General features: G+C 61.1%; 11 protein-coding genes and 1 pseudogene. 6 read left to right on the forward strand and 6 right to left on the reverse strand.

Going from position 1 to position 15,190, the window contains the following annotated elements:
- From MLGJGCBP_RS50985 to MLGJGCBP_RS45075, 5 genes are all read right to left on the reverse strand, one after another.
- On the reverse strand, positions 1-1,600 hold a 1,600-nt coding region (locus MLGJGCBP_RS50985; RefSeq protein ID WP_442972157.1), incomplete at its 3' end, for a hypothetical protein.
- Positions 1,593-4,151: an ATP-binding protein gene (locus tag MLGJGCBP_RS45060; protein WP_160094841.1), complete on the reverse strand. Its 2,559-nt coding sequence runs from the start codon at positions 4,149-4,151 to the stop codon at positions 1,593-1,595. The genes MLGJGCBP_RS45060 and MLGJGCBP_RS50985, both read right to left, overlap by 8 nt.
- 598 nt (positions 4,152-4,749) lie before the next feature.
- Positions 4,750-5,136, reverse strand: coding sequence for a hypothetical protein (locus MLGJGCBP_RS45065; protein WP_160094843.1), 387 nt, complete (start codon positions 5,134-5,136; stop codon positions 4,750-4,752).
- 741 nt (positions 5,137-5,877) lie between these two features.
- Positions 5,878-6,144 (reverse strand): hypothetical protein, encoded by a 267-nt coding sequence (locus MLGJGCBP_RS45070; protein WP_160094845.1) that lies wholly within the window; start codon positions 6,142-6,144, stop codon positions 5,878-5,880.
- On the reverse strand, positions 6,137-6,925 hold the full coding sequence (locus tag MLGJGCBP_RS45075) for a hypothetical protein (protein WP_160094847.1): 789 nt from the start codon (positions 6,923-6,925) through the stop codon (positions 6,137-6,139). Before MLGJGCBP_RS45075 ends, MLGJGCBP_RS45070 begins: the two co-directional genes overlap by 8 nt.
- Positions 6,926-8,449: 1,524 nt before the next feature.
- Here MLGJGCBP_RS45075 and MLGJGCBP_RS45080 point away from each other — a divergent pair.
- Positions 8,450-9,532 carry a methyltransferase gene (locus MLGJGCBP_RS45080; RefSeq protein ID WP_160094849.1) on the forward strand — a complete coding sequence of 361 codons (1,083 nt, stop codon included), beginning with the start codon at positions 8,450-8,452 and terminating at the stop codon, positions 9,530-9,532.
- Between the two features lie 479 nt (positions 9,533-10,011).
- Positions 10,012-10,509, forward strand: a complete 498-nt coding sequence (locus tag MLGJGCBP_RS45085) for a hypothetical protein (RefSeq protein ID WP_160094851.1) — start codon at positions 10,012-10,014, stop codon at positions 10,507-10,509.
- Between the two features lie 183 nt (positions 10,510-10,692).
- Here MLGJGCBP_RS45085 and MLGJGCBP_RS45090 read toward each other — a convergent pair whose 3' ends face one another.
- Positions 10,693-11,301 carry a hypothetical protein gene (locus MLGJGCBP_RS45090; protein ID WP_160094853.1) on the reverse strand — a complete coding sequence of 203 codons (609 nt, stop codon included), beginning with the start codon at positions 11,299-11,301 and terminating at the stop codon, positions 10,693-10,695.
- 304 nt (positions 11,302-11,605) lie between these two features.
- On the opposite strand from MLGJGCBP_RS45090, the gene MLGJGCBP_RS45095 reads away from it, so the two are divergent.
- From MLGJGCBP_RS45095 to MLGJGCBP_RS45110, 4 genes and pseudogenes are all read left to right on the forward strand, one after another.
- Positions 11,606-12,007: a hypothetical protein gene (locus MLGJGCBP_RS45095; protein ID WP_160094855.1), complete on the forward strand. Its 402-nt coding sequence runs from the start codon at positions 11,606-11,608 to the stop codon at positions 12,005-12,007.
- Positions 12,008-12,745: 738 nt separating this feature from the next.
- Entirely contained in the window at positions 12,746-13,558 is an 813-nt protein-coding gene (locus tag MLGJGCBP_RS54530) for a cutinase family protein (RefSeq protein WP_442972084.1), read from the forward strand.
- A 371-nt stretch (positions 13,559-13,929) separates the two neighbouring features.
- Positions 13,930-14,490: a helix-turn-helix transcriptional regulator gene (locus tag MLGJGCBP_RS45105; protein ID WP_236581708.1), complete on the forward strand. Its 561-nt coding sequence runs from the start codon at positions 13,930-13,932 to the stop codon at positions 14,488-14,490.
- A pseudogene (locus tag MLGJGCBP_RS45110) lies at positions 14,451-15,190 on the forward strand (ATP-binding protein); the annotation flags it as partial. The gene MLGJGCBP_RS45105 and the pseudogene MLGJGCBP_RS45110, both read left to right, overlap by 40 nt.

The raw sequence follows: 15,190 nt of genomic DNA on the forward strand, positions 1-15,190 counted from the left end.
TCGGAGCCTCGGGCACCGCCTCCGCCTTCGGAGCCTCGGGCACCGCCTCCGCCTTCGGAGCCTCGGGCACCGCCTCCGCCTTCGGAGCCTCGGGCGCGCCGCCGACAAACGCAGCAACTGCGGCACCGATCTCCTTCGTTGCGCCGTGCGTCGCGGCCGCCCCGTGGTCTATTGCGCTGATATGGTCTCCCGATTTCTCTGCCGCAATGGCCTGGCTCGCATGGCTGGCTGGGCCGGCAAGCGGTAGATGTTCGGCGGCTTTTCCGATACCGCTTGTGGCCGCCTCTTTCAGACTTGCTCCCTGGGTTACCTGTTTGCTGAATTCGCCGGCGGCCGATATCGCTGATCCGCCGGGTACTGCACCAGTCAGGCTTTCGCCGTGTTTGTTAATGTCGTTGAGGATCTCGTGGGTTATCTGGCTGCTGGATTTGCCAGCTATAACGCCTTCTGAAATCTTCTGCGCACCCACAACCGCTAAACCTAGGGGACCCAGCACCGCAGACGCAGTGTCGAGCGCGCCCTTGATCGTATCCACGGTGCTGCGTATCTGCGCGGAGGCTAGGGCTTTCGCCACATTTTCCGCATTAAGGGTTTCACGCATTTTCTCGGAATTTGACTTCAGCTCGCCCTGCTTCACTTCCTTGTTTGCGGCAACCTTCTCCGCTGCGGCTTTGTCTGCAGCTTCTTTATCCCTCATCGCCTTATCCGCCTCGTGGAAATAAGACCCCACTGGAGCTTTATCTACGGCGGCCTTCTCCACAGCGGCCTTGTCTGCAGCGGCCTTCTCCGCAGCGGCTTTGTCTGCGGCTTCTTTATCCCTCATCGCCTTATCCGCCTCGTGGAAATAAGACCCCACTGGAGCTTTATCTACGGCGGCCTTCTCCGCTGCGGCTTTGTCTGCAGCTTCTTTATCCCTCATCGCCTTATCCGCCTCGTGAAAAGAAAAGCTCAGGTTGAAGGAGGCGGATGTGTTGCCCGCATTGTCGTGCTTTTCTCCGGCCTTGCTTCGCTGGTCTGCCTCGGATCCCCGGTCCGCCCCAGGTTGCTGATTCGCGCTGGTGGCTTCGATAGCGTGAAACCATGCATTTGTGGTGCCGGAAAAATCGATCCCCCTGTCCGGTGCTGTCTGCCCGACCTCCTGCATTCGGTTTGCGACAGCATCAAGCCATGCGTTGGATTCCCCTGACAGGTCGATCTTGTTGTCTGGGGCAACCTGCCCGATCTTCTGCATTTGGTCGGCGACGTCATCTAGCCATGCATTGGGTTCGCTCAAATGGTCGATGTCTCGTCCCGCTTGGTTTGCGTTATCGCCATTCACAGTCTCCCCCTGGCCGGAGGCCTGAGCGCTTGTGGTTCCGACCTGCGAACTCGTCGACCATCCTTCTTCACCTTGGCTACGGACCGCACTATCGGCGGCGCGAGCCTCGGACATGGCAGAGGACTCCTGCCATTCGCTCTGCCCAGATTTTTCCTGCCCGTATTGATATCCGTCGGAACCTCTACCTGGTTGCGGTTGGGGAGTGGCGGCTTGCAGGTCCTTCTCCCGCTCCTTCTCTCGCTCCTTATCCCGCTCTTTTTCAGCCCAAGATTTTTCAGCCATCGAAACCTGCCTGCCTCAGGAGCTGCTGCACCAGCTCACGCTTGGTGCGTGGGTGCATGTGGGGATTCTCGGCAAGGATTTGTTGACCGAAGCAAACGGCTACCCTTCGGGCGACATCGAGCGCGGCGGTCTGCTGCTCGGGCGACCAGCCGTTGGATGGCAGCTCGATCAGATGGTTTGCGGCGTCTTTGCACACGTCCCAACTAGCGGAGCGCCCGACACCGCCAGTAGTGGCGTCCGTCTCGCTGGCCTGGCGCCACGCCGCATCGAAGTCCCCGCGGGCGACGAGGTCAGCTACCGCGAATCGGCATACACAAGGGTGTTCGGTGTCGGCCCAGATCTGGCGACATCCGGGGAATGGGCCTTGGATACCGCCGAGGGCTTCGCGCGCCCGTTTCTGAAACTCTGCACGCGCCTGGGCGGCATTGTCCGGGTCGGCGATGAGCATGCCGTGCAGCGCCACGGCGAGTTCGTCGGTGGTCCTATACGACCAGCCGGCTTGTGCGCCCCGGCGCGCCATGAACCGGCGGGAGGCGTGGGACGCCAGGGATCGTAGTAGGGGTGCAGGTTGGATCCACGGTGGCCGTAGGGGGTCGACAAGACTGGTCAGCTCGGAGAACATCCTGTCCACTGCGGCGGGATCGAACATGGCGGACAGGACTATGCGTGCGAATGTAGTTTGCACGGCACTGTCTTCGACCATCCGCCGCGCTGCGGCGCAGGCGCCGGGGAAGGCGGCGCAACTGTCGTCGCATTCGACCGATGATCGGAATAGGACGCGTAGTGCGGCGAGGTGGTCGGACTGTTGCATGTGTCGAATGACACGCTCAGGGGAGACCGTTCCTGCGGGTTGTTTTGCCGGCGGGACCTGCACGAGCAGGGGTGCGTCATCACCGTCGGCGAACACCGCGGCACAGCCAGGGCTCAATGTGGCCAGTGCTCGCTCTTGATGTTCATTCATCACCATGGCTGAAGCCAATGCGGCTCGATCATCTCCGGCCACAATTCGGTGAGCCACTTTGATATTGGTGTTCTTGACCACGTCGGGAGCTAGCTTGGACGGGACTTGATCCACAACGATGACGCCCTGGCCGTAGGCTCGGATCTCGGAAATGAGGTGGGCGAACGTGTCGACGGCCTTGCCGCGCACGTCGGCTTGGAAGCTCTCACTTTGTGTGGGGCTTCCTGTGGCTGCCAACAGTCGGTGTGCTTCCTCGATTACGAGAAGGTGGCGCAGGCCGTCGTACGGTCCCGATTCTCTGAGGTGCTCGACGAGTCGGATCATCACCATGCCCATAACGAACGCCTTGTCGTCGTCGTCGCCCAGGCCATCGAGCTCTAACACTGTGGGTCGTCGCATTAGAAGATCGATTGGAATGGATGCCTGCACGTCGAGCATTCGTCCCTTACCACCGGTTCGTAGGCTGTCGAGCCGTGTTCTCAGCGCCGCGCGAAAGTTGTCGGTTACTTCTCTCTCGTAGCCGAGCTGGCCGACAACCTCGTCGATCTTGATAACGAGATCGGTCAGTGTAGGAAAAGCTCGAGTACGATCGGCTCCCTCGTCTAGGCGACGGTTGCGGTTGGATGTGATGTCCCATCCACGGTCCTCATAGATGCGGTAGAGACAGTTTTCGAGGACCTGCGGCAGTGGTGTCCACATGCCGAAGCTGACGTTGAAGACTGATCGGAGCAGATCGAGATGCACCGCGACAGGTATTCCGGCGGGGAACTCGAAGGGGTTGAAGCGGAATGGCGATGTGTTTTCGTCGCCGAGGGTGAAGATTTGCAGGTGCCGACCAAGAGATGGATCATCGAGCAAGGTGCGGTACTCGGTTTTCGCCGGCTCGATCACCAGAAACGGAATTCCGTACCCAGCAAGCTGACGAAGCAGGTGGAAGACGGTGTTGGTCTTGCCGGATCCGGTGACGCCAGTGACGAAGGTATGACGGTTGAGCGTGCGGGACGGGACAATGTAGGTTCCGTTCGTCGGCCTTCGGTTGTGCACAACCTGGCCGATGGTTAAGGGAACGCGTAACTCGTCGGCAGGGACAGGCGGGACGACGTCAAATCGAGCAACGGAATGGACCGGGAATCCGGGTGTTTCCTGTTCCGGCAGGTGAACGCAGGAAGCGAGTTGAACCGTGGATAACAGGGATTGGTACTCGAACGGTCTCTGGTACTGGCCAGGCGGTGACGCTCCTTCGGCGTCTGGTAACGCCCACGTTTGGGCAAGCTCGTCGGCTCTCTCCAGTTCAGCGGTGCGGACGGGCTCGGGAAGCGAATCGGCTCCACACATCACGCTGCGCCATGCGCTCGCCAGACGTGGATAGCTGAAGTTATCGCCGAGCAGGTAGATCGCCGTGCGCCAGGCGCCGGTCGCCATCGCATCGCCGGTGGACTTGAGAGCGATCTTGAGTAGATCGACGTACTGCTGGGTCAGCGGGCTGGGTGCTCGTTCGGCTTCCGCCGCGGCCATTACTATCCGCGTCTCGTTGAGGAGCGAATCACGCTGCTGAGCGATAGCACCTTCCGACGCGGGGTAGGCCAACACCAATAGCTCCCATTTTGCTCCGGTCATCGAGCGAATGACGCGGTCGATTGGTGCTGCGCCGTCAGCGATATCAATTCCGGTGGGCCCAGGGACTCCCACAGCGATGCCGCCGCGGGACCATCGTCTCGATGTGGTCGGCGTCGTCGCGGTGTCAACGGCTGGATATAAACCCCGGAGTACTGACTCGATGATTCCAATTCGCTGATCGTGTACGGGTTGCGTGGCCTGTCGTGTCGACCAGGAGCCAAGAAGTATCCGGATCCCATCCGGGGACCCTTGGATTGTGAATGCAAGCGGGATCCGGTACCCGTACAGCCCGGTGATCAACTCGGTGGTCGTGGGCCGCCATCGTTCGTTTGTCGACGTTTGCGACCTCGTCGGCTGAGAGTTTTTGTCGAGGCGACCGATGCCGCGCACGTGCAGTAACCGCCGCGAGGCCGGATCGCCAACCGTGTACGGAGTCGCAGCACCTACCGGTATAGCGCCGCAGCGCTGTAAATAGTCGATGCGCGCGGTCGTGGCCGAGTCAGTCAACACGTCGCCCCCTGGCGACTCTGGGGCTGATGAATTCAGTGTCGTCTGTCATACGCGTGCCGAGTCAACAACCCAGCGGCTTGAAGGGGTCACTTTGTCCCTCTTCGCACCAGGGGAACTGGACTTCGGGGTTGCTAGCTTGGACGAAACCGATCACCACAAACGATGCAACCGCGACGAAGAATAAGGCGAACAGAATGAGTGCGACCACCATAAGCGGGTGAAGGGCTCGCTTGCCCAGTGATGCCCCCGTGGTCAGATTATTGACACGATTACAGCAGAGTTGCCCGTCCTTCCAGCGCCCGAATACGCGGACCTGATCACCCTCGTTCAGGGAGCCCTGGAATCCCGTCCAGGAGCGTAGCTCGACCGGGACCGGCCTCAGTCTATTGCCGTTTTGGTCGTAACGCTCTACTCGGAAATGAAGGACATCAGCTTCCTTCTCGCTCAATTGGCGGTCGATTCCCCGGACCTGACCTTCAATAACCCGATCACCTCCGCCTCGCCCGTCTGATTTAGCTGCTGACTGGGTGGGGTCATGCGCCGGTTCGTCGTGGTCTCGTCGCGGCATTCTGGTCGGTGACTCTTGCGGATGGTGTTTGCGGTCGGGTGACACACGCGAAGTGGTCGGGTCAGGATTCTGTTCTATTCGATGTGGGGGCGCGCTCGACGGTTGCGAGCGTCCAGACCATTCTTCGGACAGGTCGTGATTGGGAGGCAGGCCGAGGAACTTGTTCGGCTGGCCCGACCACGGCGGTCGTTCAGAATTAGAATCTCGATCAGGATCCCATGGACGCCGAGGCGGGCGTGTCATCTCTGCACCGTCCGGGACAGATTGGGCACCTCGTCTGGCACCAAAGTCGACGATCTCACTGGTGGACCCCCGTTCCTCCGGTCTGAGCCACTTCACGCGCGTTGATATAAGTGTCCTACTGATACGGGAGAGCGGGATAGGTGTTCACCTACTCGAGTCTGATATGGGTTCCTCGGTCCGACCGCATCGAGTTGCGGATTTCGCCGCGCCGAAGCCCCTGGCCTTCCGCTCACGCTCTGATCATTTCTCGGCGCGCCGCACAGCACGTCGTGCGCACAGGCCGCTGTGCGCAGAGGGTGTTCGGGCTCGATGCCCGAACACCCTCCATGCTCTCCGGTCGCGCCCCCGAAACTCCGTACTTCCGGGGACGCAGTCCAGCTAAGTGATGTCGATGTCCTCGGGCCGCAGCTCGCCGCTGATCACCTTCTCCACATTCGAGAGGGTGTGCCCGTTCTCGGTGAGCATCGCGAGGTACTCGCTGACGTACTGCGGCCGTGACCGCCAAACGTCCTTCGCCATCCGCGACTCCATCGCCGCGACGGTGACCGCGAACGTGAGCATCCAAGCGCGGGACTCACTGGCCGCCGTCGCTGCCGCCGCGATCTTCTTCTTCGCGTCGTACGCCGCCCAGGCCTTCTCACCCATCAACTCCGGCAAAAGATCGGATGAGTGGTACTCCGACAACTGGTGCGGTGCGAGCGCGATCATCATTGCCGTCCACGTGGCCGCGTTCTTCGGGGGCTTGGTCGCCGACAACATTTCCCGGATGAACTCGCGCCTGACGTCGGTAGCGGACTCCGCCCAACTTGTTCAGCTCCCGTACCCGGCGACGCTGCACCCGCTTGGTCTCCTCCGCCGCCAGGAGGGCGGCCTCGCGGGCTTCCTCGTTCTCCGGCAACGGGTTGGCCGGGTTGAATCCGGCGAGTTGGATCGCCCGGTTGAACTGGTAGCGGCCACCGTTGACCGGGACCAGGCCGGCCTCCTCGGCACGCAGCACGTCGAGGAAGTAGAACTGCGGCACATACACGTCACGTTCCTCGACCGAGTTCGCGTGCCGTAGTCCTTCCTCGGGTTCAACGTCCGGGTCGTCGAAGGTGTCCCAGTCGATGTCGCCCTCTTCGACCGGTTTTCCGGATTCGACGTCGACGTACATCGTGTCGGTGGTCACCCACACCCCCCACAGGTCCGGCCGTTGCCGCACCTGCTCCTCGGTGATGTGTGCGCGCGGGTCCGCCTCGGCGTTCTCGGCGGTGGCGATGTACCGCCAGTGGATCTTCGAGTCATCTTGGTAGCCGGGTTCTCCGTCGAGCACGATGAATCCGACTTCGGCGTACGGGGCGGTGCGTTCGGCGCGGGTCGCTTTCTCCTGTCGGTCCGCCAGCAACGTGCGGGCCTGGTAGTCGAACGAGTGGCGATGGCACTGCACCAAAGCCTCCACGGCCTCGGTGTCGCCGTCCGCCTCGATTATGTGGACAACACGGCTAGGTCAAAGGCGCGGCTACGGCTGCCAAGTCTCCGGTGGGCATCGTCGTTCGAGACAGCTGTCAGTTTCAGCAGCACGCCCCGAGACTGTGCAGAGGCCACAACAGGCGAAACCAGGTGACACTGCACCTCCAACCGCATGCTCCGCCTGCAGGCACTGCGGACGGAGTCTACGCGAGTGCTGGGATGAACCAGTCCACTCTAAAGCCGGTACACAGCGTACAAATAGCAGTTACCGTTCAAATCAATACGTTGAAGCCAATACCTTGCGTCGGGGCAGGTGCTGAGAAACGAAAGGACTCGCACCATGCTCAAGCCGGCCATCGCCAAAGGGCTCGCTATAGCCGCGCTTGCGATGAGTCCAACCACGGCGTCAGCAGCACCGACAACTACCTCGTTTCAGATTCCGCGGGTGCGGGGAATGAACATCTATGGGCTTTTGCTTTCCGGCCTGTTTCGACTATCCAGTCGCGATTGCGGGAGAGTCGCCCGGCGTCGAGACGATCTCAGTACCTCGACCCGTGCGGTCCTCGGCGCGTACACGGTCCGCTGGAACAACCTCTCCACGGGCACTTCCGGCACGTCGGTAATCGCACGGGTAGAGCGATTGTCGTAACCACGGAGCATGGTTTGGTGACTGCCACGGTAACCACCGGTCACGAACTCGAGTACATCACCGCTCACGGAATCTTCCTCATACCATGAGGCCACAAAAAAATTGGGGGCACTCCGATGTTCACCATCCACCGAGCTCTCGGTGTCACTCTCGTAGCCGCAAGTCTCACACTCGCACCTCTGTTTGGCACGACCCCTCAGGCCGTAGCCGAGCCAACGGTGCATAGTTTTCAGATTCCGCTCGTCTGGAGCACCGGCCTCTTTACGGGGTGTGGCCCGATCCTCAACCTATGCGCTAGTACCCCGACGGCCATAGCAGGCGAGAGACCCGGCACCGTCACCTTCCCAGTCATCTCACCCAATAGCGAAGGCACCTACTGGATGCACTGGAGAAACCTAGCGACGGGAGCCGCTGGAGTACTGACTGTCCCGTACAACGAGTCCGCAAGTGCATTCACGGGTGCGGGACCGGTGACCGCATCGATGACTACCGGGCAGGAAATCATAGCGGGGACTGGAATGTTCTGGGTGCCGTGAGCCGGGTTTCTCCATCACCAACAAGGCGACGTATATGCCCTGTCCCCTCAGCCGGTCGAAGACCGGTTTCGGATCGCGTTAAGCTACGACCCGCCGTCTAAGCGACACGGCGCGGTCCCTTCATTCACCTGGTGCACGGTGTGATCCTCGATGCTGCCGCAACTCGGCGGATTTCTTCAGAGTGATGTTGATACGGACACTGAACGACACATTGCTGTTGGCCATCGCGAAGTCGTGCTCGGTTAACCGAAGGTGACGGTCCCAGCCCTTCGGCAAACTCGGGTCGATCATCCCCTCGGCTGTCTACCATCGATGCATGGCGGTCCCACCTCGTCCAGTCGTCGTGATGATGCGGGCCCAGCAGCGTCGACTGCGCCAGCTCGCCGACGCCCCGATGCCCCCCGGGTCCACCCTGCTCGAGCTCACCGCAGGGTTGGCGATCACGCATGTCGTCGCGGCCGTCGCCGAACTCGACATTGCCGGAATCGTCGGCGACCGCACGATGTCGACCGCGGAAATCGCCAGGCGCGCCGGCACCGACCCGGACACGACGCACCGATTGCTGCGCACCGCCGCGGCATTCGGGCTGTGCACCATGAACCGCCGCACCGGGAAAGTCCGCATGACCCGGGTCGGCAAGACCTTGCACCGCGATCACCCTGCGTCCATGCACGACTGGGCCGTCTACATGGGACTGCGCTCGACCGCAGACGCCTGGACGGATCTGGTGACCAGCGTGCGGACCGGCGAGCCGGCCTTTCCCCGGGTACATGGCGTCTCGGTGTGGGAGTGGTTCAGCCAGCATCCCGACGAGGAGCAACTGTTCGCCGGCTCCATGCGTGCGATCGCGGTGATGAACGCGCAGGTGATCGCCAAGACCTACCCCTGGCCGCACAGCGGAACGGTGTGCGACGTCGGGGGCGGTATCGGAACCCTCTTGGCCACGGTCCTCGACGCCCACCCCTACCTGCGGGGCATCCTCGTCGACGCACCCGGGCCCGTCGCGGAAGCGGAAACCTTCCTCGCCAGTCGAAATCTCACCAGCCGCGTCACCCGCACGGTCGGAAACCTCTTCGAATCCCTCGACGTCGTTGCCGACATCTACTTGCTCAAAGATGTGCTGCACGACTGGGACGATGCTCGCTGCGCCACCATCCTCGAACACGTCGCAGCTACGATGCCATCCGGAAGCCGACTGGTCCTCGTCGAAATCGTTCAGCACCCGAACACCGCGAACTTCTTGGCGCCATTCGTGGATTTGCAGATGCTGACCCAAACAGACGGCGGCCGCCAGCGCACCGTCGAACAACTCAACGCACTACTGACCACAGCAGGGCTGACACCGACCGGCACCGTGTTACCCGCGTACGCGCATTCCCTCGTCGAAGCCCGCAAGTAGACCGCCACCGTCGACCCAGGAAACCTATGCGTGGCACCGTCCTCGAGTGGTAGCCAGTACAACTTCGCGATCCTCGTAGCTAGCCCCACACGCCGCCCGCTCCGATGCGGCGTTGCGCTTCCCGTCAGAGATTAGTCCGCCCAACAACACTTCCGTTGCCGCGTACGAACCTGACCTGGTGTTGGTTGCCATATCCGCTGTCCCCGCCCGGTGGAGGTGCGGTCATAACCGATCACAACGGGGTGGCGCCCCTTTTGGGTGGCAAGTCGGCTTCATTGGCATGTTCCAAGAGAATCGCGGTCGGGCTTGGCTCGTTGTCGATGCGACCGATGGTGCCTCGCTGCTCCGAATGCAATAGTTATGAAGGTGTAGATCATGTGAATGACAGACCCTTGCAGCGAGACTGCGGCCCACTTCTCCGCGATAGAATCCCGCAGACAGCCGGGCACCAGACCACGGTCACGCGACAGGGCGCAGCAATGAATAAGATGTCCGTAGGAATTCTCTCCAGTTTTGCAGCTGGCATTGTCCTCACCGGATGCGGAGGCGAGGAGGAGAGCGTAGACGAGAAGGTCGCAAGGGCTTGCACCGATACAATGCTCCAGGAGAAACCCATCGGGCCGTCCGGCCCAGGTGTCGCCGGAACCGCTGACTACTTGGATGCTTGGGAAGCTACTTTCCTGGACATGACTTTCGCCGATGTGACCGCAAGGTCAGACGGCGCCGCCGGTGTAACCGAGACATGGACGGTCCAAGGTACCGGGACGGCTCAATGGGAGAAGAAGATCTCCTCGACCGTGTGGGATGACGATGGCAAGCCGGACCCGCTGCCCCCGGTAACCGAGAAATTCTCCTGCGAGGTTGGGTACCGCTCAAGTGACGAGGCGGTCGTCGTCTTCGAGTACACGACCTATCACCCCACGTCTGGAGGTAGCCAGTCGAAGATCCTGGTCCAGCGTGAGGGCGCTGGCGGCTGAGGCCCTTCCGCGGGCAGGAGGAAGCCCGGGTGAAGTCGAGACCCGGGTTCCCCCCGGCTGCTGCACCGAGTCCGGCAACGACGCCCGGGTCGCGGCATCGGAGACAGTAGGGCAACGAGGTCGACGCCTACATCGGTCGCCAGCGTTCAAGTAATGGACTTTGTGCACCTGGCGAGGGGTCAATTAGGTCGGGATTTCCCACTCCCAGCCGCGTCCGTTGTCGGATAGGCGGAGAATTTTCGCCCCAATCGGTACGACGATCGGGATGCTCGACCGAAGCTTGGTATTCGGCTCAAGTGACTTGTAGACGGCGTCGGCCTCGGTATCGCAACCGATCGCGACGTCGAGGTCGCGCGACAGGTATCCGTCCGGCCCGACGACGCTCCAGAACTGAGTCAGCATCATAGTGTCGGCATCGGGATACTTGAAGGTGGGCGCCGTGGTCACATCGATGTCGAACCGGACAACTTCGCTGTTCGCTGGAAGGTTCACTGTGCCGCTTGAGTGGCCGGCACATTGCTCACCGCGTGCGATATCGGTGATGGTGAAGATGACGTCGCAGGTATCATCCACCCCGCCGTTTGGGTCGCAACCCTGGCCGGCGGGCTCGCCGATCCTCTTCTTGAGGATGGGGCTCTGGGCAGGTGTGGTCGCGGGAGTTTTGGAGGTGGTCGCCTTAGGTGATTCGATCGGGGCCTGCGCGGTCTGAGGGGGCTGTTCGGCGGCATCTGTGGATCCGCATGCGGCAGTCATGAGGCCGGCGGCAAGGCATACGGTCAGGGCGCGTTTCATTGGCGTATCAAATCAGACGAATCCGACTTATGACCTATTGGGCCAAGGTCCGTGCGGGCGATTGTCGTTGCAACCGCGCCAGTGTCATTCATGTGACCGACATGCAACGCGCTCTCACGGGATGTCGACTTAAGGCACATTGGGTCTGGCAGTGACCCGTCAAACAAGACTTTCATCCGTTCGAACGACTCTGATGCGGGTCCATTTTGGCTATCGTGGCCTTCTGGACTTCCACAATGCAGGTCGACCAACAAGTCGGGCCCGTGAAGTCCCTCCCGAATCCACACGCTAAGAGGTGAACAGAATGGGTTTGTTCGGACCTTCCAAAACATTTCGCGAAAGAACGTTCACCGCCCCCTGTACGAGTGCAGAGTTCCTGCAGGTCCTTAAGGGCGCCAGCGACTACGAGGGCGACAAACCCTTCGGAGTTCTACTTGAGATGGAACCGCAGCCACATCCCCCCTTAGCCGAGACGGTCTATCTGGAGTCTCTGACTCACAACGGATTCGTGATCGCAGCCGGGAATCGAGTCAGGATGATGTGGAGGATGCAGCTCACCCTCCAGGGAAACGATCCGATCCAAGGCACTTTTGGTCCACTGACGAGCAATGACGAGAGGTGGTTTGGCAACGTTATGTCAATGAACGCCGCTCTCAGCGACACCGTTCGACGCATCGGCGGCAGAACAAAGAAGTGGCCGATGTGAACGGCGTCGCCTCATACGCAGACACTAAAAGAGAGTCGCAGGACACACTTGAGCCTTGCGACAGAAGGAGAGCACTTGCAATGGGCAATCTTGATTCTTACAGGAAAAATATGCAGTACTTGAAGGAGAAGAGTGACAAGAGGTCACTTAACAGTGACAACGCGATCTACAAGGACTTGGACCGAAAGGCGTCGAACCTGCCTGAGTTGCGGCGCTTCCTCAATACCTTGAACGTGAACTACGTATAGGCAGTTGACACATCATGATTCAATGCGGCGTAGGTTCATCCCATGTCGCGTTCGAAGTGTCGGCGTCGTTCGCTCGGACCGGTGTAGTGGCGCAGTCAGGGCTAATGTCAGGACGCATTGGGTGACCGCTTCCTCACGTCTCGATGCTCCTGACCGTAGTTACGGTCAGGAGCGCCGAGAGCTCGGTGATGGTGTCAATGGTTCCGGTTGGTTCGTCACGGTATCTTGTGCCGAGGGATGCTCGTACGGCCCTGAGCTAGTCGCTGTACAGCAAGCGCATCACGGCCAAGTCCTGACCCTATTTGGTACGCGAGCTTCCCGACCAGCGCGGAGAGCGAGGCTGCGCGAATTAAGTATGTTCCCACGGGCACGGGGCTAGACACATCCGCGAATGCGAACAGATCAGGAGGCCCTCATGGGTTGCAGTGGTTTCTTCGGTTGCCCACAAGCAGCCATCCGCCGTCGTGTCGTTTCGTTGGCTAGCCTGGTCATGGTGTCGGCCTTGACTCTGTTGGCTTTTCCTGCGGGCATTGCAAATGCGCAGGGAGATCCGATCCTCTGCGCACGAAACGGCGAGATCGCGATTATTGGTGCTCGCGGATCCGGACAAAGTGCTAATGATTTCGGCGGCCTAGGGCGCGAGGTCGACTCCGCGGTCCGTGCAATCGCCAGATCTCTCTTGGCTGGGGACCCTCTGCAGGTGTCCGCGACAGCGGTCGACTACCCGGCGGAGTCGGTGTCCGTCCTCGCAGGCACAGGTGCAGGTAGGTACTGGGCCGGTGTGGAACAAGGCATCCAAACCACGATTTCAGTGCTTAGCCGGACCGCCTCAGAGATGGACTCGAAGGGTTCCGCCTGCGGGGGACCACGGATAATCCTTGTCGGTTACTCGCAGGGGGCTATGGTAATGCATCGAGTGCTCAATCGGTTAAGCACCGAGCGCAATCACAGACTCCTCGACAGGATAGGTGCGTCGGTCCTTATCGCGGACCCCGACAAGATTCCATTTGAGCAAGGAATCCACATGCACCCTTGGTATATGGGCTACTCGGGTGGAGTGAGCGGAAACTTCCCCGCCTTCTCCGGGGGTCGTCTTGCATTCGCTGGCAACGTCAGAAACAAGGTTTTTAGCGTTTGCCAGCTTGGCGATATCGTGTGCGCAGCCAATCCCGCAACATTTCTTCCCCTCTCTATCGTTCAACTTGCTGGCGTTGGCACCCACACCTCTGCTTATGCTTCCAATCAGTTCGGCGCGCCTCAAGCGGCGGCACAGCAGGTTCTTCGGGCAGTTCAAGGCGGTTAATTCTTTTCTCGCTGGACGTGTGTCCCACTCCGAAGCAAACAGCAAACAGTGTACGAACTGCTGTGTTGCGCACCGGGTCGTGCCAGCGACGACCACTGCGTACGGTGGCACTCGAATGCCACTGTCGGGCGAACGCTCAGTTGTCGACTGTGTCCGCCAACTGGGCGATAGAACAAAGCGGCAAGGGGAGGATAGTGTCGCAGTCACAAAGTTCGGAGTTCGGACGCACTGCTGGAAGAGGGGGATGGATGCCGACGCCTGCGTGGCAGTCTGACTCGTCCGTTACAGGGCCGACACCAGTCGGTGCCGGCGAGCACCGCACTCACTCTGGTCCAGCGTTGCGTATCGGGGTGGTCGAGGATCATGAGTCGATGGTTCTCGGTCTCGCTGCAATGCTCTCCGGTCAGGACGATCTCGATCTCGTCGCTGTGCTCGATCTGCGCCTGGCCGATGGGTCTTCGCCGATATCGAATGTTGATCGGTTGCGGACCGAGGGTGTCGAAACATTGGTTTTTACCTCGGCGGAAGATCCTTACCTGGTGCGGTCGGCTGCACGCGCCGGCGTCCTCGGAGTGGTGCGAAAGTCCGAGCCGGCGGCCGCGGTGGTCGATGCCATCCGCAGCGCTGCCCGGGGTGGTGTGGTGGCGACCACCGATTGGGCGGCCGCGATCGACGGCGATCCGAACCTGTTGGACGTCGACCTGAGCCCGAGGCAGCGAGAGGTTTTGGCCCTCTATGCATCCGGGGAGAAGGCCGCGCGGGTGGCGTCCCTGACGGGCCTCGCGCAGGAGACGGTGAACGACTACCTCGGCCGGATCCGTCAGAAGTACGCTGAGGCGGGCCGACCTGCACCAACGAAGACCGATTTGTACAAACGCGCGCTGGAGGACGGATGGCTACCGATACCTCAACGACGCCGACGCAAACACTAGCGCCCGCTCCGCATGCCGCAGTCCATGCGTCTGTCAGCACAGCCGACCAGATCTTGCGCATGTTCGCACGCTTCATCGGCGCCGGGTACCTGTTCTACTTCCTTCTGCTTGTTGCCGACGTGCGGAGCTTGACCGCCGTGATGGCGGGATGGTGGACTCCGCTCGCGTTGGTGCTGTTCTTCGGGCCGGGATTGGCCCTGGGCGTGGCATCGTTCGCGTTCAGCGGGCCGCGGCTGAGACTGTTGGCGAACCTGACGGCGGTCACCTACCCCCTTGGGCTGATGACCTGGCCGCTCGCATGGTCCGGCACTCTATTGCCCAACGGTAAAGGCGTGTGGTTCTCGACCTTTCCCGCGCTGTCGAGTCTGGCGGCGGGCGCCGTGTGGCGGGCGCGGTGGGCATTCGTGCAACTGGCCGTGGTCATGCTCGGGGCGCAGCTCATCAACTACACCGTTCGAACACCGGACGTGAGAAGCCCCTTCGTTCCGGACATTGCGTTCGGGATCGGGGTCAGCCTGTTGTTCGTCGGTGCAGCGGTGGTGGCCGCGAGAACAGGTCAGGTTCATGACGCCACGAGAGCGGACACGTTTGCCGCCGCGGCCAGCGCAGCGTCCCTGCAAGCCCGGACCGTCGAGCGGCAACGCTTCGATGCGTTGACCCATGACAGCGTGATGTCGACGCTGCTGGCGGCGTCGCGGAT

Origin of the sequence: Rhodococcus sp. T7 (assembly GCF_009872365.1) — a bacterium.
In the GTDB taxonomy this organism is placed as follows: Bacteria; Actinomycetota; Actinomycetes; order Mycobacteriales; family Mycobacteriaceae; genus Rhodococcus_F.